Source organism: Streptomyces thermodiastaticus (genome assembly GCF_014656135.1).
Classification (GTDB): Bacteria; Actinomycetota; Actinomycetes; order Streptomycetales; family Streptomycetaceae; genus Streptomyces; species Streptomyces thermodiastaticus.
Genome location: NZ_BNBV01000015.1, coordinates 18,210 through 38,625 on the forward strand (window position 1 = coordinate 18,210; position 20,416 = coordinate 38,625).

The 20,416-nt window shown below is 73.6% G+C and carries 21 protein-coding genes, 1 tRNA gene and 1 pseudogene; 13 read left to right on the forward strand and 10 right to left on the reverse strand.

Features of this window, described 5'->3' with window-relative positions:
• Positions 1-92: 92 nt before the first annotated feature.
• On the reverse strand, positions 93-779 hold the full coding sequence (locus tag IE286_RS15225) for a histidine phosphatase family protein (protein ID WP_189797262.1): 687 nt from the start codon (positions 777-779) through the stop codon (positions 93-95).
• Positions 780-840: 61 nt separating this feature from the next.
• On the opposite strand from IE286_RS15225, the gene corA reads away from it, so the two are divergent.
• Positions 841-1,842 carry a magnesium/cobalt transporter CorA gene (gene corA / locus IE286_RS15230; RefSeq protein ID WP_189797263.1) on the forward strand — a complete coding sequence of 334 codons (1,002 nt, stop codon included), beginning with the start codon at positions 841-843 and terminating at the stop codon, positions 1,840-1,842.
• Between the two features lie 323 nt (positions 1,843-2,165).
• Here the strand turns inward: corA and IE286_RS15235 are convergent, their stop codons facing one another.
• Entirely contained in the window at positions 2,166-3,221 is a 1,056-nt protein-coding gene (locus IE286_RS15235; RefSeq protein WP_189797264.1) for an LLM class F420-dependent oxidoreductase, read from the reverse strand.
• A 193-nt stretch (positions 3,222-3,414) separates the two neighbouring features.
• On the opposite strand from IE286_RS15235, the gene IE286_RS15240 reads away from it, so the two are divergent.
• Both IE286_RS15240 and IE286_RS15245 read left to right on the forward strand, forming a co-directional pair.
• The gene (locus IE286_RS15240; protein WP_189797265.1) at positions 3,415-4,398 is read left to right on the forward strand and encodes an aldo/keto reductase; all 984 of its coding nucleotides are present in this window, start codon (positions 3,415-3,417) and stop codon (positions 4,396-4,398) included.
• A complete protein-coding gene (locus IE286_RS15245) occupies positions 4,395-6,821 on the forward strand; it encodes an ATP-dependent DNA helicase (protein ID WP_189797266.1) in 2,427 nt (808 codons plus the stop codon). Before IE286_RS15240 ends, IE286_RS15245 begins: the two co-directional genes overlap by 4 nt.
• An 85-nt stretch (positions 6,822-6,906) precedes the next feature.
• Here the strand turns inward: IE286_RS15245 and IE286_RS15250 are convergent, their stop codons facing one another.
• Positions 6,907-7,629 (reverse strand): hypothetical protein, encoded by a 723-nt coding sequence (locus tag IE286_RS15250; RefSeq protein WP_189797267.1) that lies wholly within the window; start codon positions 7,627-7,629, stop codon positions 6,907-6,909.
• Between the two features lie 47 nt (positions 7,630-7,676).
• On the opposite strand from IE286_RS15250, the gene IE286_RS15255 reads away from it, so the two are divergent.
• Complete coding sequence (locus IE286_RS15255; protein ID WP_027758838.1) at positions 7,677-7,865, forward strand: DUF5703 family protein; 189 nt, start codon at positions 7,677-7,679, stop codon at positions 7,863-7,865.
• Positions 7,866-7,997: 132 nt separating this feature from the next.
• Here IE286_RS15255 and IE286_RS27775 read toward each other — a convergent pair whose 3' ends face one another.
• The 3 genes from IE286_RS27775 to IE286_RS15270 form a co-directional block, all read right to left on the reverse strand.
• Positions 7,998-8,780: a chaplin gene (locus IE286_RS27775; protein WP_189797268.1), complete on the reverse strand. Its 783-nt coding sequence runs from the start codon at positions 8,778-8,780 to the stop codon at positions 7,998-8,000.
• A gap of 186 nt (positions 8,781-8,966) precedes the next feature.
• Positions 8,967-9,200 carry a chaplin ChpH gene (chpH, locus tag IE286_RS15265; protein ID WP_189797269.1) on the reverse strand — a complete coding sequence of 78 codons (234 nt, stop codon included), beginning with the start codon at positions 9,198-9,200 and terminating at the stop codon, positions 8,967-8,969.
• A gap of 197 nt (positions 9,201-9,397) precedes the next feature.
• Complete coding sequence (locus IE286_RS15270; RefSeq protein WP_189797270.1) at positions 9,398-10,723, reverse strand: M20/M25/M40 family metallo-hydrolase; 1,326 nt, start codon at positions 10,721-10,723, stop codon at positions 9,398-9,400.
• Positions 10,724-10,974: 251 nt separating this feature from the next.
• Between IE286_RS15270 and IE286_RS15275 the strand changes: the two genes are divergently transcribed.
• Positions 10,975-11,058, forward strand: a tRNA-Leu gene (locus IE286_RS15275).
• A gap of 92 nt (positions 11,059-11,150) precedes the next feature.
• Here IE286_RS15275 and IE286_RS15280 read toward each other — a convergent pair.
• Positions 11,151-12,446: a phosphoribosyltransferase family protein gene (locus IE286_RS15280; protein WP_189797271.1), complete on the reverse strand. Its 1,296-nt coding sequence runs from the start codon at positions 12,444-12,446 to the stop codon at positions 11,151-11,153.
• Positions 12,447-12,473: 27 nt separating this feature from the next.
• Complete coding sequence (locus tag IE286_RS15285) at positions 12,474-12,785, reverse strand: dsRBD fold-containing protein (RefSeq protein WP_189797272.1); 312 nt, start codon at positions 12,783-12,785, stop codon at positions 12,474-12,476.
• Positions 12,786-12,977: 192 nt separating this feature from the next.
• Here IE286_RS15285 and IE286_RS15290 point away from each other — a divergent pair, with 192 nt between their 5' ends.
• Positions 12,978-13,355 (forward strand): YchJ family protein, encoded by a 378-nt coding sequence (locus tag IE286_RS15290; protein ID WP_189797273.1) that lies wholly within the window; start codon positions 12,978-12,980, stop codon positions 13,353-13,355.
• Positions 13,356-13,380: 25 nt separating this feature from the next.
• Here IE286_RS15290 and IE286_RS15295 read toward each other — a convergent pair whose 3' ends face one another.
• Positions 13,381-14,082 (reverse strand): FadR/GntR family transcriptional regulator, encoded by a 702-nt coding sequence (locus tag IE286_RS15295; protein ID WP_189797274.1) that lies wholly within the window; start codon positions 14,080-14,082, stop codon positions 13,381-13,383.
• A gap of 142 nt (positions 14,083-14,224) precedes the next feature.
• On the opposite strand from IE286_RS15295, the gene IE286_RS15300 reads away from it, so the two are divergent.
• On the forward strand, positions 14,225-14,764 hold the full coding sequence (locus IE286_RS15300; protein ID WP_189797275.1) for a gluconokinase: 540 nt from the start codon (positions 14,225-14,227) through the stop codon (positions 14,762-14,764).
• Positions 14,765-14,843: 79 nt separating this feature from the next.
• On the forward strand, positions 14,844-16,241 hold the full coding sequence (locus IE286_RS15305) for a GntP family permease (RefSeq protein ID WP_189797276.1): 1,398 nt from the start codon (positions 14,844-14,846) through the stop codon (positions 16,239-16,241).
• Here the strand turns inward: IE286_RS15305 and IE286_RS27205 are convergent.
• Positions 16,218-16,568: pseudogene (locus IE286_RS27205) on the reverse strand (IS5/IS1182 family transposase); the annotation flags it as partial. The gene IE286_RS15305 and the pseudogene IE286_RS27205 sit on opposite strands and share 24 nt — an antisense overlap.
• Before the next feature lie 202 nt (positions 16,569-16,770).
• On the opposite strand from IE286_RS27205, the gene IE286_RS15310 reads away from it, so the two are divergent.
• From IE286_RS15310 to IE286_RS15330, 5 genes are all read left to right on the forward strand, one after another.
• On the forward strand, positions 16,771-17,664 hold the full coding sequence (locus IE286_RS15310; RefSeq protein WP_189797277.1) for a DMT family transporter: 894 nt from the start codon (positions 16,771-16,773) through the stop codon (positions 17,662-17,664).
• A gap of 67 nt (positions 17,665-17,731) precedes the next feature.
• Positions 17,732-18,247 carry an NUDIX domain-containing protein gene (locus IE286_RS15315; RefSeq protein ID WP_189797278.1) on the forward strand — a complete coding sequence of 172 codons (516 nt, stop codon included), beginning with the start codon at positions 17,732-17,734 and terminating at the stop codon, positions 18,245-18,247.
• Between the two features lie 180 nt (positions 18,248-18,427).
• A complete protein-coding gene (locus IE286_RS15320; protein ID WP_189797279.1) occupies positions 18,428-18,820 on the forward strand; it encodes a YidH family protein in 393 nt (130 codons plus the stop codon).
• The gene (locus IE286_RS15325; RefSeq protein WP_189797280.1) at positions 18,817-19,242 is read left to right on the forward strand and encodes a DUF202 domain-containing protein; all 426 of its coding nucleotides are present in this window, start codon (positions 18,817-18,819) and stop codon (positions 19,240-19,242) included. Before IE286_RS15320 ends, IE286_RS15325 begins: the two co-directional genes overlap by 4 nt.
• A gap of 138 nt (positions 19,243-19,380) precedes the next feature.
• Positions 19,381-20,415, forward strand: coding sequence for a phosphotransferase family protein (locus tag IE286_RS15330; protein ID WP_189797281.1), 1,035 nt, complete (start codon positions 19,381-19,383; stop codon positions 20,413-20,415).
• Position 20,416 lies beyond the last annotated feature (1 nt).

Below are 20,416 nucleotides of genomic sequence, written 5' to 3' on the forward strand. Positions count from 1 at the left end.
AGAGAGTCGGGAGGGTTCGGGAGCGGGCTGGGGCTGGATCGTCGCCGCGGGCCGGCGGCCGGTGGCGACGCTTCACCCTACTGCGCCCGCGATCACGGTGCTCCCGCTCCGCCCCCCACGGGTGCGTCCTCGTCCGCGGGTTCCTCGCGCGGGACGAGCGAGGCGAAGTCGCCGGTGTCGCCCAGCCGGACCAGGAAGGGCCGCGTCCGGGTGTAGCGGATCGCGGTCACCGAGCAGGGTTCCACGGCGATGCGCTGGAACAGGTCCAGGTGCAGGCCGAGGGCGTCCGCGACGAGGGACTTGATGACGTCGCCGTGGGAGCACATCAGGTAGACGGCGTCGGGGCCGTGGTCGCGCTCCACGCGCGCGTTCCATTCCCGCACCGCCTCGGCGGCCCGGGTCTGCATGGCGCGCAGGGACTCGCCGCCGGGGAACGCCGCGGCCGAGGGGTGCGCCTGCACCACCTCCATCAGCGGCTCGTCCTTCAGCTCGGCGAGCTTGCGGCCGGTCCAGTCGCCGTAGTGGCATTCGCCGATCCGCTCGTCGGTGTGGACGGTCAGCCCGGGACGGGCGTCCAGGAGAGGCTGTACGGTCTCCCGGCAGCGTTGCAGCGGACTGGTGACGACCTCGGCGACCGGCAGGCCGTCGAGCCGGCCGGGCAGCGCGGCGGCCTGGGCGGCGCCGCGTTCGTCCAGACCGACGCCGGGGGACCAGCCCGCGAGCACGCCCGCGGTGTTGGCGGTGGACCGTCCGTGCCTGACGAGGAGCAGCATGGGCATGCGGCCAGGGTAGGCGTACACGCGGAGTGTGCGTCAGCCGGGCGAAGGGAGAACACGCTCCGTGATCGTCGACTGTGGCATCTACCGCGACGGGCGCCGCCTTGAGGGCCCGGAGGACTTCTCAGCCGCCCTGGCCGGGGCGCGGGCGGCCGGCGGCTTCGTCTGGGTGGGCCTGCACGAGCCGAGCGCACGGGAGTTCGACCTGGTCAGCCAGGAGTTCGCGCTGCACGCCCTGGCAGTGGAGGACGCGCTGAAGGCGCACCAGCGGCCGAAGATGGAGGTCTACGACGACTCGCTGTTCGTGGTGCTGAAATCCGTGGTGTACGAGCCGCGCCGCGACGCCGTCTCCACCGGCGAGATCATGATCTTCCTGGGTGACGCGTTCGTGGTCACCGTCCGCCACGGCGAGGGCGCCGGGCTGGCCGCGGTGCGCAGCCGGCTGGAGCGGGAGCCCGCGCTGCTCGGCAAGGGCCCGACGGCGGTGCTGTACGCGATCGCCGACACGGTCGTCGACCACTATCTGGACGTGGCCACCGAGCTGCAGACGGACCTGGAAGAGCTGGAGGCGGAGGTCTTCTCGCCCGCCCGGGCCGGCTCGCGGCACATCGCCTCGCGCATCTACGCGTTCAAGCGGCAGATCACCGAGTTCCGGCGGGCCACGGTGCCGCTGGGGCCGCCGTTGGCCCGCCTGGGCGGCACGGGCCCGTCCGCCTTCGCCACGGCCGTGCCCTTCGTCGACGACACGGCACGGCCCTTCTTCCGGGACGTCAGCGACCACCTCACCCGGGTGAACGAGTCGGTGGAGAGCCTGGACCGGCTGGTGTCGGACGTGCTGTCGGCGCATCTGGCGCAGACCAGCGTGCAGCAGAACGACGACATGCGGAAGATCTCCGCGTGGGCGGCCATGGCCGCCGTGCCCACGCTGATCGCCGGCGTCTACGGGATGAACTTCCAGCACATGCCCGAACTGCACTGGCTGTGGGGCTACCCGGCGGTGATCGTGCTGATGGTGGTGCTGGAGGTGCTGCTGTACCGCCTGTTCCGGCGCCGCGACTGGCTGTAGGGCACCGGGCGGTTCGGGGCGGGACGGGGCGGACCGGCGGACGGGGCCGGCCGCCGTGCCCGGGGCCGGGAACCGGCGGTGCGGGCCCGGGGGCGGTGGCGGGGGCGCCGAGCACGTCGCGCCGCTCGGGCATCGTCAGGGGACGGGCTGGGCCGAACGGAGCAGCTCAGGCGCACCGCGGGGGCGGCGGCCGCCCCGCGCGGCGGCGCGGGGCGTGACCGGGCGGCGCCACGGGCGTTGTTCTCCGTGACGGCCGTGGCGGGGAAGACCCCCGAGCCCCCACCACGGCCGCGGAAAGGCTTCCCGGTGCGGTGCGAACGGCGTCAGGCCAGTCCCGCGCGCTCCAGGGCCTCCGCGCCGGCGCGCAGCGCGGCGATCCGCTCGTCCAGGGTGAGACCGGCGGGCGACAGGGTGAGCGTGGTGACGCCGGCCTCGGCGTAGGCCTTCATCCGGTCGGCGATCCGGTCGACGGAGCCGAGCAGCGTGGTCTGGTCGATGAGATCCTCCGGGACGGCTGCCGCGGCACCCTGCTTGTCGCCGGCGAGGTACTTGTCCTGGATCTCCGCGGCGGCCTGCTCGTAGCCCATGCGGCAGGCGAGCTGGTTGTAGAAGTTCTGCTTGCGGCTGCCCATGCCGCCGACGTACAGGGCGGTGTACGGGCGGAAGGTGTCGGCGAGGCGGCCGAGGTCCTTGTCGTCGCCGAGCGCGAGCGGCACGGTCGGGCAGACGTCGAAGCCGTCCAGGGTCAGCCCGGCCTTCTCGCGCCCCGCCCGCAGGTGACGGATCGCGGTCTCCTCCAGGTGGGCGGCGGAGGGGAAGATCAGCAGCGCGCCGTCGGCGATCTCGCCGGTCTGCTGCAGGTTCTTCGGGCCGATCGCGGCGATGTACAGCGGGATGTGCTCGCGCTGCGGGTGCACCGTCAGCTTCAGCGGCTTGCCGGGGCCGTCGGGCAGCGGCAGCGTCCAGTGCGCGCCGTCGTAGGTCAGCCGCTCGCGGGTCATGGCCTTGCGGACGATCTCGACGTACTCGCGGGTGCGGGCCAGCGGCTTGTCGAACTTCACGCCGTACCAGCCCTCGGAGACCTGCGGGCCGGAGACGCCCAGGCCGAGACGGAACCGGCCGTGGGACAAAGAGTCCAGGGTCGCGGCGGTCATGGCGGTCATCGCGGGCTGCCGGGCGGGGATCTGGAAGATGGCCGAGCCGACGTCGATGCGCTCGGTCTTCGCCGCGACGAAGGCGAGCACGGTGGCTGCGTCGGAGCCGTAGGCCTCCGCCGCCCAGCACACGGAGTAGCCGAGCCGGTCGGCCTCCTGCGCGACGGCCAGATTGTCCGCGTCCATCCCGGCACCCCAGTAGCCGAGGTTGATCCCGAGCCGCATCCGCATCCCCTTACCGATGAGTAACGTGCTTCGTGCGCAGACCCTAGCGCGGGGCCGTCACCCGCGGCAGCTCCCGCGGGTGTGACGGCCGCCTCGCGGGCCGGGGCGGGCAGGCCGCGCGGCGTGCCGGGGGCCGGTGCGTTGCGCACGGGGTCACCCACGTGGCGGGTCACGGCCAGTAATCTCGGCATTCATGGAGCAGAGGCAACTCGGCCGTACCGGCCTGCGCGTGTCCAGGATCGGCCTCGGCACTCTCACCTGGGGGCGGGACGTCGACGAGCACGCCGCCGCGGACCTGCTGAAGGCGTTCTGGGAGGCGGGCGGCACCCTCGTCGACACGGCCGACGTGTACGGCGACGGAGAAGCGGAGTATCTGCTCGGGCGGCTCATGAAGAACCTGGTGCCGCGCCGTGATCTGATCATCTCGACGAAGGCGGGCAGCGTCCCGGACCCGGACCGCCGCTTCGACTGCTCCCGCGGCCACCTGCTGTCGGCACTGGACGCCTCCCTGGCCCGGCTGGGCACGGACTACGTCGACGTGTGGCACGTTCACGCCTACGACCCGTACACCCCGCTGGAGGAGACCCTCCAGGCCCTGGACGTGGCCATCGGCAGCGGCCGGGTGCGGTACGCGGGGGTGTCGAACTTCTGCGGCTGGCAACTCGCCAAGGCGGCGACCTGGCAGCTCGCGGCGCCGGGCGCGCGGACCCGGCTGGCGAGCACCCAGATGGAGTACTCGCTGCTGCAGCGCGGTGTCGAGCGGGAGGTGCTGCCGGCCGCGATCGATCTCGGCATCGGCATGCTGCCGTCCTCCCCGCTCGGGCGCGGCGTGCTGACCGGCAAGTACCGCAACGGGACGCCGCCGGACTCCCGGGGCGCCTCGGAGCATCTGGCGCCGTTCGTGGAGCCGTACCTGGACGAGACCGCGGGCCGCATCGTGGACGCGGTGACGACGGCGGCGGACGGTCTGGCGGTGACCCCGCTCCAGGTCGCCCTGGCCTGGGTGCGGGACCGGCCCGGCGTGACCGCCCCGATCGTCGGCGCGCGCACGGCGCAGCAGCTCGCGGCGGCATTGTCAGTGGAGGCCCTTAATCTTCCGGAGGAAATCTGCCGGGCGCTCGACGACGTGTCGACGCCCGTGCACCGCTATCCCGATCACGACTGGAGCACGCTGTGAGCACGGAGCCGGAGACCACGGAGAACGCCGAGCCGGGGGCCCGGGACACCGTGGAGCCCGGTACGGCGGACGCGGCACCGGCCGAGGACGCCGCCGGGGCGGAGGACGGCCCCGCCGGCGCGGCCCCGGACACGGACGCGACGGGAAGCGGGGCACCCTCCGGGGGCGGCGCGCCCGGCGGGGGTGAGGACGGCGGGACGACGGACGGCGGGACGGTCCCGGATGCGGACACCGGCGCCGAGGACGCCGCGGACACGGACACCGTCGCGCGGGACACCGCCGACACGGGCGAAGACGGCGGGGACGGTGCGGCCGCGTCCGAGATGTCGGAGGCGGAGGCCGAGCTGGCCGCGCAGCGGATCGAGCGGGAGCGCATCGAGCGGCGCAAGGCGCAGAAGAAGGGCCCGATCGAGAGCGGGGGCAAGCTCACCGGCCGGGCGGCCGAGCTGCTCGCGGCGGTCCGCGCGGTGGAGAGCGGGGAAGCGGCCCCGGCCGCCGTCTTCGCGCCGCCGCAGCCCGAGCCGGCGCGGCGCGCGCCCGCCCCGGAGCCGGTCCGGCGGCCGGGTCCGGTGACCGCCGGGCGAACCGGCGCTCTGCCGGTCCCCGACCCGCGGACCGTGCAGGCGCTGCGGCGGGTGCTCGCCGAGGGCGGCGCCCCGGAGGCGCTCGCGGTGCCGGCCGCCACGGTGCTCGGCGCGGGCGCGGGGGAACGGCTGCGGGAGGACCCCTGGCAGCTGCTGCGCGTCAGCGGGGTACGGCCCGAGCAGGCCGACGGCTTCGCCCGGACCCTGCTCGGCGACGCCTGCGGTCCCGGCGACGCACGGCGCGGCCGGGCCTTCACCGTCTGGCTGCTGCGGCAGGCGGCCCTGGCCGGTCACACCTGTCTGGAGATGCCCGCCCTCGTCGAGGCCCTGGCCCGGCGCGGGGTGCCGGACCCGGACGCCGCACTGCACGCGGCCGTCGCGGAGGGCGAGGCCCTGGTGTTCCAGGACGCCCTGGACGAGCCGGGCGCGGCACCTGCCGCCGTCCGCGGCCGGGACGGCACGGTGGGCGAGGAGGAGGACGACGTCCGCCCGGTCCGGGTCCTGGTCGGCCTGGAGCGGTTCGCGCTCGCCGAGGAGAGCCTGGCCGACGGACTGGTACGGCTGGTGAACTCACCGCCGCGGCCCGTCGCCGCCGAGGACTGGGAGCGGGCCGCGACGTCCGCCGGGGGGTCGGCCGCCGAGCTGATCCGGGCGGTCGCGGCCCACGGCCTGGTGCTGCACACGGGCGGGGAGGCATCCCGCGTCGACCCGGCACGGCTGCTGTGCGCGGCCCGTGCTCTCGGGCTGCGCGCCTCGGCCGTCACCCACAGCCCGCTCGGCCGGGACGCGTTCGCGCGGCTGCTGCGGCAGGAGCAGGCGCAGCAGCCGACGGACCGGTCCCCCGGCGAGGGAGCGTCGACGGATCCGGCCGGGAACGACGCGTCTCCCGTGGCCACGGTGGCCGGGCTGCTGTCGGGTGCCGAGGGGCCGGGACGGGACGCCGACGGCAGCGTCGAGGCCGACCTGCTGGTCGTGCTGGACGCCCCGCAGCTCGACGTGGAGACCGCGGCCCTTCTCGTGGAGTCGCTGCCGGACGGGGCCCGGCTGGTGCTGGCCGGGGACCCCGGTGTGCTGTGGTCCGTGGGTCCCGGGCGGGTGTTCGCGGACCTGCTGGCGGCCCGGGTGTGCCCCCAGGTGGCCTCCCGGGTGCCGGATCCGGGACCGCTGGGCGAGCTGGTCTCCGGTGTGGGCGTCGGCGAGCTGAACCAGGTGGCGGCGCCCGGCAAGGAGGTCGTGATCGTGCCGGTGCGGGACGCCGGGGAGGCCGTGCACCGCACCGTCCAGCTCGTCACGGACTCGGTGCCGCGGGCGATCGGCGTCCCGGCCGAGCACACCGTGGTGATCACCCCGGGCCACGGTGGCGCGGCGGGCACCCGCGCCCTGAACGCCGCGCTCAAGGAACGTCTCAATCCGGGGCCGGGCCGCTTCGGCGGCTTCGACCCGGGCGACCGGATCGCCTACTCCCCCGTCCCGGGACGTACGCTGCCCGGCCATGTGGTGACGGCCGACGCCGACGGGCTGCATCTGTCCTGTGCCGGCACCGCCGTGGTGGTGCCCCAGGAGCAGGTGGAGTCCCGGGTACGGCACGGCTGGGCGCTGACCGCGCACCAGGCCGTGGGCGGCCGGTGGCCCGCGGTGGTCGTCGTCCTGCCCGGCGATGCGACGCAGGCGCTCAGCCGTCCGTGGGTCTACACGACGTTCGGCCGGGCCGGCCGTCATCTGTCCGTGGTGCACGGTGCCGGCCAGGCGCTGCCCCGGGCCGTGGCCGAGGTGCCGGCGAAGCCGCGCACGACCCGGCTGCCCGTGCTGCTGCGCCAGCAGGAGCAGCAGGCGGCCTGACCGGGCGCGTCGCTCCCGCGCCGGGCGCGCCCGCGAAGCGCACCCGGCGTACTCGGGCGGGGCCGCCCGGGCACGCCGGGTGTTCTCAGGTCCGGTCCAGCGGCTCCAGGTCGTCCTCGTCCTCGTCGCCTTCCTCGAACCCGTCGTCCTCCTCGTCCTCCTCGTCGTCGAAGTCGTCGTCCGCGTCGTCGTCGAACTCGTCGTCGTCGAAGACCGCGCTGACGTCGAAGCGGCAGACCACCTGCTCGGGGTCGACATGGTCGAAGGGTGCCTCCAGCCATTCGCCGGGGTCGGCCGCTTCGTCCGCGGCCGTGACCCACAGCGTCGAGTCGCCCTCCTCCAGGCCGAACTCCCGGTGGCGGGAGGCGATCTCGTCCGGCTCGTACTCGCCGAACAGGACGCCGAGCGCTCCGTGCAGCGAGCCGGTGGCGCCCTCGCCGATGCCGGTGCCCGTCTCGACGTCCGCGGCCTCCACCCGCTGGGCCTGGGACAGCAGCCGCCGCGGCTCGGCGACGGTGTAGTCGCGGCGGATCAGCACGCTGATCGCGTGGGGTTCCTCCGGGCCGGTGTACGGCGGCAGCGTGTCGTCACCGGGGATCTCGAAGGGTGTGACCTCGTCGTAGCGGTCGTAGAGCAGCTCGTCGTACGCCTCGGCGGCGGCTGCCAGCTGGTTGAACGCCTCGTAGACGGCCGGGTCGTCCTCCCCCGACCTGCGTTCGACCGCGGCGAGATGGCGGTCGAGCGCGGCCTTGACCGCCTCGGCGGCGGCCCGTACCTCGGCAGCGGTGGGCTGCGCAGCATCAGACATACTGCAGACGCTATCCGTACCGGGCCTCAGCCCGCACAATAGATGCGATGCCGGAATACGAATTTGTCGACGTGTACGTACCGCGCGGGGTCTCCCGCAAGGAGACGACACGTCTGCTGACGGACCACGCCGAGTACGGACACTGGGAGTTGTACCGCCTGAGCCTGCTGCGCGACGGCAGCCGCCGGGTGCGGCTGCGACGGCGGATCATCCGCCAGGTGCGCGCCACCTGGTGAGCCCGCCCCGCCGGTGGTGAGCAGGGACGACCGCTGACGAGCCCGTGACACGTCGAACGAGCGGGCCCCGCTGCCGCGGGGTCCGCTCGTCGGTGTGCCCGGCCGCCGTCGGGGCCGGCCGGGCGGTGTCCGTCAGGCCGACGCCCGGGCCTTGCGGTAGAGGAGGGCGCCGGCGAGGAGCGCGCCCGCGCCGGTCGGCAGCAGCACGCCGAGCGGCAGCTCGCTTCCGGTCTCGGCGAGCTGGGCCGTGTGCGGCGTGGTGACGGTCTGCGGAGCCGGGTGGTTCACGGGCACGGAGTCACCGGGCGTGCTGGTACCCGGGGTGTCCGGCGTGGTGGGCGTACCCGGGCGGCCCGGCGTGCCCGGGGTACCGGGGTGGCCCGGGTGACCGGGACGGTCCGGAGGGTTGCCGTGGTCGCCGGGCGGCGTGGTGTGGCCGCCGGAGCCGCCGTCGTTCGCGCAGCCGTTGCCCACGGCGGCGTTGCCGATGCCGATCACGTCGACGCTGTTGCCGCAGACGTTCACCGGCACGTCGACCGGGACCTGGATGTGGTTGCCGGAGCCGACGCCCGGTGAGCCCTCGCTGTGGCCGCCGGCGTGGGAGCCGCCGTCCGTCCCCCCGTGGTCGTGGCCGCCGTGTCCGGTGCCGCCCTGGTGCGCGGACGAGTCGCTGCCGCCGTTGGCGCACGCGTTGCCCACGGCCGGGTTGAGCACACCGACGACGTCCACGGTGTTGCCGCAGACGTTGACCGGCACGTGTACGGGCACCTGCACCGAGTTGCCGGACAGCACGCCCGGCGAGTGGGACGCGGCGCCGGTCGCGCCCGCGTCGGCATGGGCGGCACCGCTCGCGGCGGCGATCACGCCGGTCGCCGCCGCCACGGTCATCAGGCCCTTGCGGGTGACCTGTCGCATGTATGGAATCCCTGTCTTCGACCTTCTGGAACCTTCCGGAACGCGTGGTCGCGGGCGGCGTGCGCGCCGCCGTGACCGCGCGGAAAGACCGGCCGGCCCCGGAACGCGTGGCGCGCGCTCCAGGGCCGACGGCTTAGGACCCCCCACGGAGCCGATGGAGTCAGACCCGCTGAGCGGGGCGCGACGTCACTTGTTGATGCAGGTGTTGCCGAAGGCAGGGTTCAGCAGCCCGATCACGGAGATCGTGTTGCCGCAGACGTTCACCGGCACGTGCACGGGCACCTGGATGACGTTGCCGGACACGACGCCCGGGGACTGCACGGCAGCGCCCTGGGCACCCGAGTCGGCAGCAGCCAGGCCCGCACCCGCGAGAACCAGTCCACCGGTGGCAACCGCGGTCGCGACGACCTTCTTGAGCATTCTTCCTCCTAGTTGGCAGGTGCGATCACATGGAGCCGATCGCATGAGATGCAACGAGGCGGAGGTGATCGGGATACGAGCTTATGGTCAGCTTCACTCCCGCTCGTGCACTCTCGCACACCCGGCCGAATTCCGCGGTTGCGCGGGGGCCGGAATGTGCGGAAGTGCCGGACGCCGCAGGGGACTTCGGGGGCGGCTCAGGCGGCGTCGATGAACCGGTCGAGCACCCGGACACCGAACGTCAGTCCGTCCACCGGCACCCGCTCGTCCACGCCGTGGAACATGCCCGCGAAGTCCAGCTCCGGCGGCAGCTTCAGCGGCGCGAAGCCGAAGCTGCGGATGCCGAGGTCGTCGAAGGACTTGGCGTCGGTGCCGCCGGAGAGCATGTACGGGATGGCCTTCGCGGCCGGGTCCTCGGCCACGAGCGCCGCCTGCATGGCCTCCACCAGCGGCCCGTCGAAGGTGGTCTCGACGGCCTTGTCGGCGTGCACGTCCTCCCGCTTGACCCGGGGCCCGAGGATCCGGTCCAGGTCGGCGAGGAACTCCTCCTCGTGACCGGGCAGGAAGCGTCCGTCGACGTGGGCGGTGGCCTCGCCCGGGATGACGTTGACCTTGTAACCGGCGCCCAGCTGGGTCGGGTTGGCGGTGTTGCTCAGCGTCGCGCCGATCAGCTTGGCGATGCCGCCGAGCTTGGCGAGGGTGCCCTCCATGTTCTCCGGGTCCAGCTCGGTGCCCAGCGCGTCGCCGAGTTCGTCCAGGAAGGCCCGCGTGGTCTTGGTCACCCGCACCGGGAACTTGTGCCGGCCCAAGCGCGCCACGGCGTCCGACAGCTCGGTGATCGCGTTGTCCCGGTGGATCATCGAGCCGTGTCCGGCCGTGCCGGCCACGGTCAGCTTCATCCAGTGCATGCCCTTCTCGGCCGTCTGGATCAGGTAGAGCCGCCTCTGTTCGCTGACGGTGAAGGAGAAGCCGCCGACCTCGCTGATGGCCTCCGTGACGCCCTCGAACAGCTCGGGGTGGTGGTCGACGAGATACCGGGCGCCGTAGGTGCCGCCGGCCTCCTCGTCGGCGAGGAACGCCAGCACGATGTCCCGCGGGGGCTTGCGGCCGCTGCGCATCCGGTCGCGCACCACCGCCAGCGTCATCGCGTCCATGTCCTTCATGTCGACCGCGCCGCGGCCCCACACGCACCCGTCGGCGACCTCGCCGGAGAAGGGGTGGTGGGTCCAGTCTCCGGCGTTGGCCGGAACGACGTCGGTGTGGCCGTGGATGAGCAGCGCGGGCCGGGACGGGTCCTCGCCCTCGATGCGCGCCACCGTGGAGGCCCGGCCGGGGTGCGATTCGAAGATCTTCGGCTCCAGCCCCACCTCGGCCAGCTTCTCGGCGACGTACTCGGCGGCCTTGCGCTCGCCCGGCCCCGAGTGGTCGCCGTAGTTGCTGGTGTCGATCCGGATCAGCTCGCGGCAGAGGTCCACGACCTCGTCCTCGCCGGTGACGCTCCTGGCCGTGTCCGTCTCGCTCACGCTGGTTCCTCCCGGTGTGTGTGCTGGTGGCCCACCTCGGGTGCCGGTGGTCCCCCCTCATCCTCCCCCGCATTCCGGTCCCGGCAGAAGACAGCCCCCGCCACAGGCCCGGGACAGCCCCCTGCTCGTCACACGCCGTTCATACCGGGCGGCGAAGAGGGCGCGCAGGACGGCAGGTGATCGAGCACCCCCGGAAGCCTGGTAAGGTTTTCTTCGTCGCCGCGAGCGAGAAGACGAGCGGCACACACCCTGTCCGGGTGGCGGAATGGCAGACGCGCTAGCTTGAGGTGCTAGTGCCCGTATAGGGCGTGGGGGTTCAAGTCCCCCCTCGGACACCCCACACAGGCGGTGCCGGCCGGTCGACGGTCGGCACCGCTTTCGCATGTCCCTCGGCCGCCTCCCTTCGTTTCGTTCCGCGCCGGCGGGCTCACACGGTCGCGGCCGCCATGTGGTCGGTGAACCAGTCGCGGGCCAGCCCGGTCACCTGCTCCAGGGCTCCGGGCTCCTCGAACAGATGGGTCGCGCCGGGGACGATCTCCAGCCGGTTGTCACAGGTCAGCCGGGCCTGGGCCTGGCGGTTGAGGTCCAGCACGGTCGGGTCCGCGCCGCCGACGATCAGCAGGGTGGGCGCGCGGACGTGTGCCAGTCGCTCCCCGGCGAGGTCGGGCCGCCCGCCGCGGGAGACCACGGCCGCGATCGCGACGCCCGGTTCCGCGGCGGCCCACAGGGCGGCGGCCGCGCCGGTGCTGGCGCCGAAACAGCCGACGGCCAGGTGCCCGGCCCGCGGATCGCCGCGCAGCCAGCTGATCGCCCCGGTGAGCCGTGCGGCCAGCAGCGGGGTGTCGAAGACGTTGGCCCGGTCGTCCGCCTCCTCCTCGGTGAGCAGGTCGAACAGCAAGGTGCCCAGCCCGGCCCGGTTCAGTCCGCGGGCGACGAACCGGTTGCGCGGGCTGTGCCGGCCGCTGCCGCTGCCGTGCGCGAACACCACGATCCCCCGGGCACCGGCGGGCACGGTCAGCCGGCCGCCGAGCCGCACGGCCCCGGCCGTGACCCGCACCTCCTGGTCCACCTGCTCCGCCGGTCCGGCGGCGGGCCGGTGCTGCCGCAGCAGGGCCACCACGTCCTCGTCCTGAAGCTGGGCGAAGTCGTCGTAGAACTGGCCGACGGCGAAGAAGTGACCTGGGGTGGCCAGAGCGACCAGCTCGTCGGCGGCCCCCGCGAGCCGTGCCGTCCAGTCCGGCGGCGCCACGGGCACCGCCAGCACCGTCCGCGCCGCTCCCCTGGCCCGCACCGCGTGGCAGGCGGCACGCGCCGTGGAGCCGGTGGCCACGCCGTCGTCGACGACCACCGCGGTCCGTCCGGCGACGGGAACGGGCGGGTGCCCGCCCCGGTAGCGTTCGGCCCGCCGGGCCAGCTCCCGCCGCTCCCGCTCCTCCACCCGGGCCAGCTCCTCGGGGCTGACGCGGACCTCGCGCAGGACGCGTTCGTCGAGCACCCGAGCGCCGTCCTCGGCGACGGCTCCCATGGCCAGCTCGGGCTGGCCGGGCACGCCCAGTTTCCGCACCAGGCACAGATCCAGCGGCGCGTTCAGGGCCGCCGCGACGCCCGCGGCGACCGGCACGCCCCCGCGGGGCAGTCCGAGCACCACGACGTCCTGGCCGGCCAGGCCGGCGAGCCGGGCGCCGAGACGCCGGCCGGCTTCCTGACGATCGGAGAAGAGCACGGCGGGCTCCTTCGTCGCGGCGGGAGGTCACTCCCGCGCCGACCACAGCGGGGCGGGCGGGGTCGCATCCGGTGCTCCGGCCGCCTCGATGTCGCCCGCGGCGGCGCGCAGCAGCTCACGGCCCAGGGCGACCAGGGCGCGTCCGGCGGCGAGTTCGTCGCCGATCTCGGGCACCGCGGGGTCGTAGGGATTGCGCCGCGCCTCGGCGCAGGTCTCCAGGACGTTGTCGCCGGTGTCGAGGACGATACGGGCGGTGGTCTCCGGGTCGTGCTCGGACAGATACAGGTTCAGCCGCCATTCCTTCACGGACGCCGGCCGGCTGTCTACGGGTCGCGTCATCGTCGCTCTCCCCTCGGCCTGCGTGGGGACACTGCCACATCTCCACTGTGCCTCGCACCGCTGCGGGCCGCGCGGGCGACGGCGGCCGGCCGCGCACCGGTGGGACGACGGCGGCCCTGCGCGCGCACCGGTGCGGGCGGCCGGGGCCGGCACGGGCAGAATGCCGAGGCCGGCACGGGCAGAATGAGGGTCATGACTCCCCGTTCCTGCCCGTGCGGGCTGCCCGAGCCGTACCAGGAGTGCTGCGGCCGCTTCCACCGCGGTGTTGCCGCCGCGCCGACCGCCGAGGCGCTGATGCGGTCGCGGTACAGCGCCTTCGCGCGTCAGGACGCGGAGTATCTGCTGCGGACCTGGCATCCGCGGAACCGGCCCGCCCGGCTGGACCTGGACCCGCGGATGCGCTGGACGGGCCTGGAGATCCTCGGCACCACCGGCGGGTCCGCCTTCCACACCACCGGGACGGTGACCTTCCGGGCGTCCTACCGGGGCGGAGTCCTGCACGAACGCAGCCGCTTCGAGCGGGTGGACGGGGCGTGGGTGTACGTGGACGGCGACTTCCTGCCCGAGTAGGGCTCCCGCCCGAGCGAGGTCCCCGTTACGGCGCCAAGATGTCCAGTTCCTGCAGCGCACCCTCGGTGATCTCGCGGGTGAGCTTCTCGGCGCGGGCGGCGTCGCCCTCGCGGACGGCCTCGGCGACCTGCACATGCAGGGTGACGGCGGCCGGGTCGGGGTCCTCGAACATCACCTCGTGGTGGGTGCGGCCGGCCAGCACCTCGGCGACCACGTCGCCGAGCCGCGCGAACATCTCGTTGCCGGACGCGTCGAGGATCACGCGATGGAAGGCCACGTCATGGACGAGGTACTGCTCCAGCCGGTGCCCGCGTGAGTTGGCGACCATGCCGAGTGCGCGCTCGGTCAGCTCCGCGCACTGCTCGGGTGTGGCGTGCCGCGCCGCCAGTCCGGCCGCGACCGGCTCGACGGCCGACCGCAGCACGGTCAGCGACCGCAGCTGCCGCGGACGGTCGGCCCCGGCCAGGCGCCAGCGGATGACCTGGGGATCGTAGACGTTCCACTCCGACGCCGGCTGGACGATCACGCCGACGCGGCGGCGGGAGGCGACCAGGTGCATGGACTCCAGCACCCGCACCGCCTCGCGCATCACGGAGCGTGAGACGTCGAAACGCTGTGCCAGCTCGTCGGTGCGCAGAACGCTGCCCGGAGGGTATTCACCCGCGGTGATGGCGGGGCCAAGGGTGTCCAGTACATGGCCGTGCAGCCCCCGGCCCGGTGTGCTCATGCACTCAGCGTACGGTGTGGATCACGCTTCAAAAAAGTCAGACTTGTATGTCACAGTCTCTTGAATTCGTCATACCTAATAGGTTTCAGTGAGGCGGACGCCGAGTGACGGCGTTCCACGTCGAGGAAGACAGAGAGGCAGTATGCGCACCCCCCACGTCGTCGTGGTGATGGGCGTCGCCGGCACGGGCAAGACCACCATCGGTCCCCTGCTCGCGGACCGGCTCGGCGTCCCGTACGCCGAGGGAGACGACTTCCATCCGCAGGCCAACATCGACAAGATGTCGGCCGGGATCCCGCTCGACGACGACGACCGATGGCCCTGGCTGGACGCCATCGGCGCCTGGGCCCGCGGACGGGCCGGGCTCGGCGGTGTGGTGAGCAGCTCGGCACTCAAGCGCGCGTACCGGGACCGGCTGCGGGCCGCGGCCCCCGGCATCGTCTTCGTCCACCTCACGGGCTCCAGGGAGCTGATCGCGAGCCGGATGGCGCAGCGTCAGGGGCACTTCATGCCGACGGAGCTGCTGGACTCCCAGTTCGCCACGCTCCAGCCGTTGCAGGCGGACGAGCGCGGCGTCGAGGTGGACGTCTCGGGCACGCCCGAGGAGATCACCGAGCGTGCCGTGGCCGCGCTGGCGGACCTCGACGGCGCCACGCAGTCCGCCGAGGCACGGCCGTCGTGATCCCCGGCGTCTTACCCCGCGGTCGCCGACTGCGGCACCGCTTTTCTCCCCATCCCTCTTCACCTGCAAGGGAACCCCCGTGACCAGACTCAGCGTCGAGATGCTGGCAGCGGACGCGCCCCCGCCGATCACCTCGGCCGGACACGCCCAGCTGGGCATTGCCGTCCTCGTGGGCATTGCCGTCATCGTCCTGCTCATCACCAAGTTCAAGCTGCACGCCTTTCTGTCCCTGACCGTCGGCGCCCTGGTGCTCGGCGCCGTGGCCGGGGCACCGCTGGACAAGGCGATCACCAGCTTCACCGGCGGCCTCGGTTCGACGGTCGCGAGCGTCGGCGTGCTGATCGCGCTCGGTGCGATCCTGGGCAAACTGCTCGCGGACTCCGGCGGCGCCGACCAGATCGTGGACACGATCCTGGCGAAGGCCGGAGGCCGGGCGATGCCGTGGGCGATGGTGCTGATCGCCTCGGTGGTCGGACTGCCGCTCTTCTTCGAGATCGGCATCGTGCTGCTGATCCCGGTGGTGCTGATGGTCGCCAAGCGCGGCACCTACTCGCTGATGCGCATCGGCATCCCGGCGCTGGCCGGTCTGTCCGTGATGCACGGCCTGATCCCGCCGCACCCCGGTCCGCTGGTCGCGATCGACGCGGTCAAGGCCAACCTCGGGGTGACGCTGGCGCTCGGCCTGCTGGTGGCCGTCCCGTCCGTGATCGTCGCCGGTCCGCTGTTCTCCAAGGTCGCCAGCCGCTGGGTGGACGTCCAGGCCCCGGACCGCATGATCCCGCAGCGCGCCTCGGACGACCTCGAGCGCCGCCCGAGCTTCGGCGCGACGCTGGCCACCGTGCTGCTGCCGGTGGTGCTGATGCTGGCCAAGGCACTGGTGGACATCGTCGTCGACAACCCCGACGACGTGACCCAGCGGGTCTTCGACGTCATCGGCTCCCCGCTGTTCGCCCTGCTGGCCGCCGTGATCGTGGGCATCTTCACCCTGGGCCTCCCGGCCGGCTTCAGCAAGGAGCGCATCAACTCCACCGTCGACAAGGGCCTGATGCCCATCGCGGGCATCATGCTGATCGTCGGTGCCGGCGGCGGCTTCAAGCAAACGCTGATCGACTGCGGCGTGGGCCAGATGATCCTGGACATATCCAAGGACTGGTCGATCTCGGCGATCCTGCTCGCCTGGATGATCGCGGTGGTGATCCGGCTCGCGACCGGTTCGGCGACCGTGGCCACCGTCTCCGCGGCCGGTCTGGTCGCCCCGCTGGCCGCCGACATGTCGACCGCCCACACCGCCCTGCTGGTCCTCGCGATCGGCGCCGGCTCGCTGTTCTTCAGCCACGTCAACGACGCCGGCTTCTGGCTGGTGAAGGAGTACTTCGGGCTGGACGTCGGCCAGACGGTCAAGACCTGGTCCCTGATGGAGACGATCCTGTCGGTGGTGGCGGGGGCCCTGGTGTTCGTGCTGTCTTTGATCATCTAGGGGCTGTCTCTTCGGTCCGTGCCGTGTCCGGACGAGGATGGCGGCAAGGTGGAGTGCGGTCTGGTGGGCGATCCGAGTCCGTCGGTTCGTGTTGCCAGGCCGCACCGCTGTTCCAGGCGGTCGATCCGCCGCTCGACCGCGTTGCGCTGCTTGCGAGCCTCCGCGTCGAGCCGGGCGGACGGCCGCCGCGGCGTCCTGTGCGCAGGCGGTGACCGATGTGGCCCGACGGCTGCGGGATGACCGCGGGGATTGGCGGCGGCGCGGGCGGCTGCGGATCGCACGGGAGGAACAGGCGCAGACGCGGTTCGTGGCGACCCGACCCGGACGGCGTACACCCCGGCGCGCCGCTGAACTCCTCACGCCGTCGGACGTACGGCGTACGGGCGCCCACGGACACGGCGCGCCGGCGCGGGCGCGAGGCCACGGAGTGTGCCCGATCTCATGCCGGCGGGGCGGCAGGCGGCGTCCCGGGGCGCTACAGTCGGCGATTACGACCCCGTGACCCGGCCGGACGAGCGAGGTACACAGCGTGTCGGTACTGGTTCTGATCCTCGCCGTGAGTGCCGCATGCTGCCTCGGCTTCGGTTTCGTCCTCCAGCAGAACGCCGCCCAGCAGGCGCCGCTCGGCGACTATCTCTCCCCGCGGCTGCTGCTGGATCTGGTGAAGGTGCCCCGCTGGCTGGGCGGACTCGGTCTGATGATCGTCGGCATGGTGCTGGGCGCGCTGGCGCTCGGTCGGGGTGAGATCTCGCTGGTGGAGCCGCTGCTGGCGACGAACCTGTTGTTCGCGCTGGTCCTCTCGCGGCGGCAGACCCGCCAGCCGCTGGGCCGGCAGGGCTGGCTGGGGCTGGTGCTGCTGGCGGGCGGGGTGACGGCGTTCCTGCTGGCCGGGCGGCCCCGCGCGGGCCACGCGGTCACCGATCCCCTGCGGCACTGGCTGATCCTCGGTGCCGTGGTGGGCGCGGCCCTGCTGCTGACCACGCTGGCCAAGCGGTTCCGGCTCAGCTGGGGGCCGGCGCTCCTGGCGCTGGCCGCGGGGCTGCTGTACGGGGTGCAGGACGCACTGACCCGGGTGAGCGGGGAACGGTTCGCCGCGGGCGGCTGGGGGGAGCTGTTCGCGGCCTGGCAGCCGTACGCCCTGGTGGTGCTGGGATTCACCGGGCTGATCCTGGTGCAGAGCGCCTTCGAGACGGCGCCGCTGCGCATGTCGCTGCCCGCGCTGACCGCGGCCGAGCCGCTGGCCGGGATCGCCTGCGGCGTGGGCTTTCTCGGCGACCGGCTGCGCACCGACGTCGGCGCGCTGACCGGGGAGGCGGCGGGCCTGGCGGCGATCGTCGCGGGCATCGTGCTGCTCGGTCTGCATCCGGCCATGCCCTGCGGCACGGCGGTCCCGCGGCAGGAGCGCGACCTGCAGCGGCGCTGACGTCCGGCACCGCCGGCGCCCGCCCCGCCACCCCGGGGGCCGGGCCCCGCCTGCTTGGATGGCCGGCATGAGCGCTGCAGACGAGATCATCGACATCGTCGACGAACAGGACCGGGTCGTCGGGCAGGCCCCGCGCGGCGAGGCCTACGCCGAGGGGCTGCGCCACCGCTGCGTCTTCGTGCAGGCCAGGGACGCCGAGGGCCGGGTCTTCGTGCACCGCCGGACCCCGACGAAGCTGGTCTTCCCCTCGCTGTACGACATGTTCGTCGGCGGGGTCGTCGGGGCCGGCGAGAGCTACGACGAGGCGGCTCTGCGCGAGGCCGAGGAGGAACTGGGGGTGACGGGGCTGCCCCGGCCCGAGCACCTGTTCACCTTCCTGTACGACGGCGGGCGCGGCCGCAGCTGGTGGTCGGCGGTGTACCAGGTGCGCTGCGACCTTCCGGTGCGGCCGCAGGCGGAGGAGGTGGCCTGGCACGCCTTCCTGCCCGAGGAGGAGGTGGAGCGCCGGCTCACGGAGTGGGAGTGGGTGCCGGACGGGCTGGCGGCCTACGAACGGCTGCGGGCACACCGTTCGGCGGGATGAGGCGGAGCCCGGCGCGGATCAGGCGCGGACACGACGAGACCCGGCGCGGATCAGGCGCGTATCCGGCGCGGATCAGGCGCGTACCCGGCGCGGACACGCAGCGTAAGCGGACCCGCGGACCCGCACAGCCGCGCCCGGTCCGGGAACCGGCCGGGGCCCGGCGCCGGTAAGGTCCCTGGCGTGATCCGAGTCGTACGGAACGTCCGGTTGTGGTTTGCTCCCGAGGCCGTCAGGGAGGAGGGCAGTACCCCGGACTACCGTTTCTCGCTCGCCAACGAGCGCACCTTCCTGGCCTGGCTGCGCACCGCGCTCGCGCTGATCGGCGGCGGGTTCGCGGTGGACCAGTTCCTGCCGGACCTGCCCCGTCCCTGGCGGGTCGGCCTGGCGCTGGCGCTGCTCGCGGCCGGGGTGGTGTGCGCGCTACGGGCGGTCGACCACTGGGTCCGGTGCGAGCGGGCGATGCGCCGCGGAGAGGATCTGCCGGCGTCCCGCTTCCCCGCGGTGCTGAGCCTGGTGATCGCGGTGGTGGCCGTCGCGATGGTCGTGGTCGTCCTCGCCGGCTGGGCGGGATGAGCGGGGCGCGCGGGCCGGGTGCGGGCGCCACCGACGGCGGGGACGACGGCGAGGGCGCGGGCCGCCCCCGGGACGCGGAATCGCATCAGGATCCAGGGCAGCACCAGGAACCGAGCCCGCCCCGGGATCCGGGGCTGCAGCCGGAGAGGACCCGGCTCGCCTGGCGGCGGACCACCCTGTCCGGCACGGTCGCGGCCGTGCTCGCCGTGCGCACGGCGCTGCACGACGGGGCGACACCGGCGGGCCTGGCCGTCGGCGCCCTGTGCTGCGCCTGCTGGCTGGGCCTGGTGCTGCTCGCCGGCGCGCGAACCCGCCGCCTGGGCTCCTCGGCCGTCCCGCCGGCGCTCGCACCGCGGGCGGCCGCGGCGGCGGCCCTGTGCACGGTGGCCCTGGCGGTGGGCGCGGCGGCGCTGGTGATGTGAGGACCGTCCCGCCGGTCGCGTCCCCGAGCCCCTCGGGTCCTTCGTGTCCCCGGTCACGCTCTGTCCGCACACTGGACGACATACCGACTAGTCAGCATGATGGTCGCCGATGATGTCGTCGCGTCCCTGGGAGCGTGCATGAGCGCCGATCACCCGCCCGGTCTCGATCTCGACCGCCTGCGCGGACTGCTCGACCGTGAGCGGCCGGGCCTGGTGCAGGGACCCCTGACGGGCCGGCTCATCGAGGGCGGACGGTCGAACCTGACGTACGCGGTCTCGGACGGCACCTCCCGGTGGGTGGTGCGGCGGCCTCCGCTCGGCCATGTGCTGGCCACCGCGCACGACATGCGGCGCGAGCACCGGGTGATCAGCGCGCTGCACCCGACGCGTGTGCCGGTGCCCTCCCCGGTGCTGCTGTGCGAGGACGAGGAGGTGCTCGGGGCGCCGTTCTACGTCATGGACTTCGTCGAGGGCACGCCGTACCGCACCGCCGCGCAGCTCGCCCCGCTCGGCCCTGAGCGCACCCGCGACGCGGTGCTGTCGCTGGTGGACACGCTGGTGGAGCTGCACGCGCTGGACCCGGCCGAGGTGGGCCTCGCGGACTTCGGGCGGCCCGAGGGCTTCCTGGACCGGCAGCTGCGGCGCTGGGGCAAACAGCTGGACGCGTCCCGCAACCGCGAGCTGGAGGGGATCGACGAGCTCCACGCGGCCCTGGGCCGGCATCTGCCCGTCTCCCCCGCACCGGCCGTGGTGCACGGGGACTACCGCCTGGACAACGTCCTGCTCGGGGACGACGACCGGATCACAGCGGTGCTCGACTGGGAGATGTCCACGCTCGGCGATCCGCTGACCGATCTCGGCCTGCTGGTGATGTACAGCACGCCGCTGGGCCTGCCCGGCTCGCCGGTGTCCACCACCGCCGAGGCTCCCGGACACCCCTCCCCTGCCGAGCTGGTTCAGCGGTACGCGGCCCGCTCGGGCCGGGATGTGACCGGGCTGTCCTGGTACACGGCGTTCGCCTGGTTCAAGCTGGCGGTGATCCTGGAGGGCATCCACTACCGCTACACGCTCGGCCAGACCGTCGGCCGCGGTTTCGACCGCATCGGCGACCTCGTGCCCGTCTTCATCCGGCACGGCCTGACCACCCTTCACGAAGGCCTCCAGGAGGGCTGAT

What these genes read in the sequence shown, in the direction of transcription:
- IE286_RS15225 (WP_189797262.1), bottom strand. Translation starts at nt 779, where the DNA reads ATGCCCATGCTGCTCCTCGTCAGGCACGGACGGTCCACCGCCAACACC.
- IE286_RS15235 (WP_189797264.1), bottom strand. Translation starts at nt 3,221, where the DNA reads ATGCGGCTCGGGATCAACCTCGGCTACTGGGGTGCCGGGATGGACGCG.
- IE286_RS15240 (WP_189797265.1), top strand. Translation starts at nt 3,415, where the DNA reads ATGGAGCAGAGGCAACTCGGCCGTACCGGCCTGCGCGTGTCCAGGATC.
- IE286_RS15250 (WP_189797267.1), bottom strand. Translation starts at nt 7,629, where the DNA reads ATGTCTGATGCTGCGCAGCCCACCGCTGCCGAGGTACGGGCCGCCGCC.
- IE286_RS15255 (WP_027758838.1), top strand. Translation starts at nt 7,677, where the DNA reads ATGCCGGAATACGAATTTGTCGACGTGTACGTACCGCGCGGGGTCTCC.
- IE286_RS27775 (WP_189797268.1), bottom strand. Translation starts at nt 8,780, where the DNA reads ATGCGACAGGTCACCCGCAAGGGCCTGATGACCGTGGCGGCGGCGACC.
- chpH (WP_189797269.1), bottom strand. Translation starts at nt 9,200, where the DNA reads ATGCTCAAGAAGGTCGTCGCGACCGCGGTTGCCACCGGTGGACTGGTT.
- IE286_RS15285 (WP_189797272.1), bottom strand. Translation starts at nt 12,785, where the DNA reads ATGACGCGACCCGTAGACAGCCGGCCGGCGTCCGTGAAGGAATGGCGG.
- IE286_RS15290 (WP_189797273.1), top strand. Translation starts at nt 12,978, where the DNA reads ATGACTCCCCGTTCCTGCCCGTGCGGGCTGCCCGAGCCGTACCAGGAG.
- IE286_RS15295 (WP_189797274.1), bottom strand. Translation starts at nt 14,082, where the DNA reads ATGAGCACACCGGGCCGGGGGCTGCACGGCCATGTACTGGACACCCTT.
- IE286_RS15300 (WP_189797275.1), top strand. Translation starts at nt 14,225, where the DNA reads ATGCGCACCCCCCACGTCGTCGTGGTGATGGGCGTCGCCGGCACGGGC.
- IE286_RS15315 (WP_189797278.1), top strand. Translation starts at nt 17,732, where the DNA reads ATGAGCGCTGCAGACGAGATCATCGACATCGTCGACGAACAGGACCGG.
- IE286_RS15325 (WP_189797280.1), top strand. Translation starts at nt 18,817, where the DNA reads ATGAGCGGGGCGCGCGGGCCGGGTGCGGGCGCCACCGACGGCGGGGAC.
- IE286_RS15330 (WP_189797281.1), top strand. Translation starts at nt 19,381, where the DNA reads ATGAGCGCCGATCACCCGCCCGGTCTCGATCTCGACCGCCTGCGCGGA.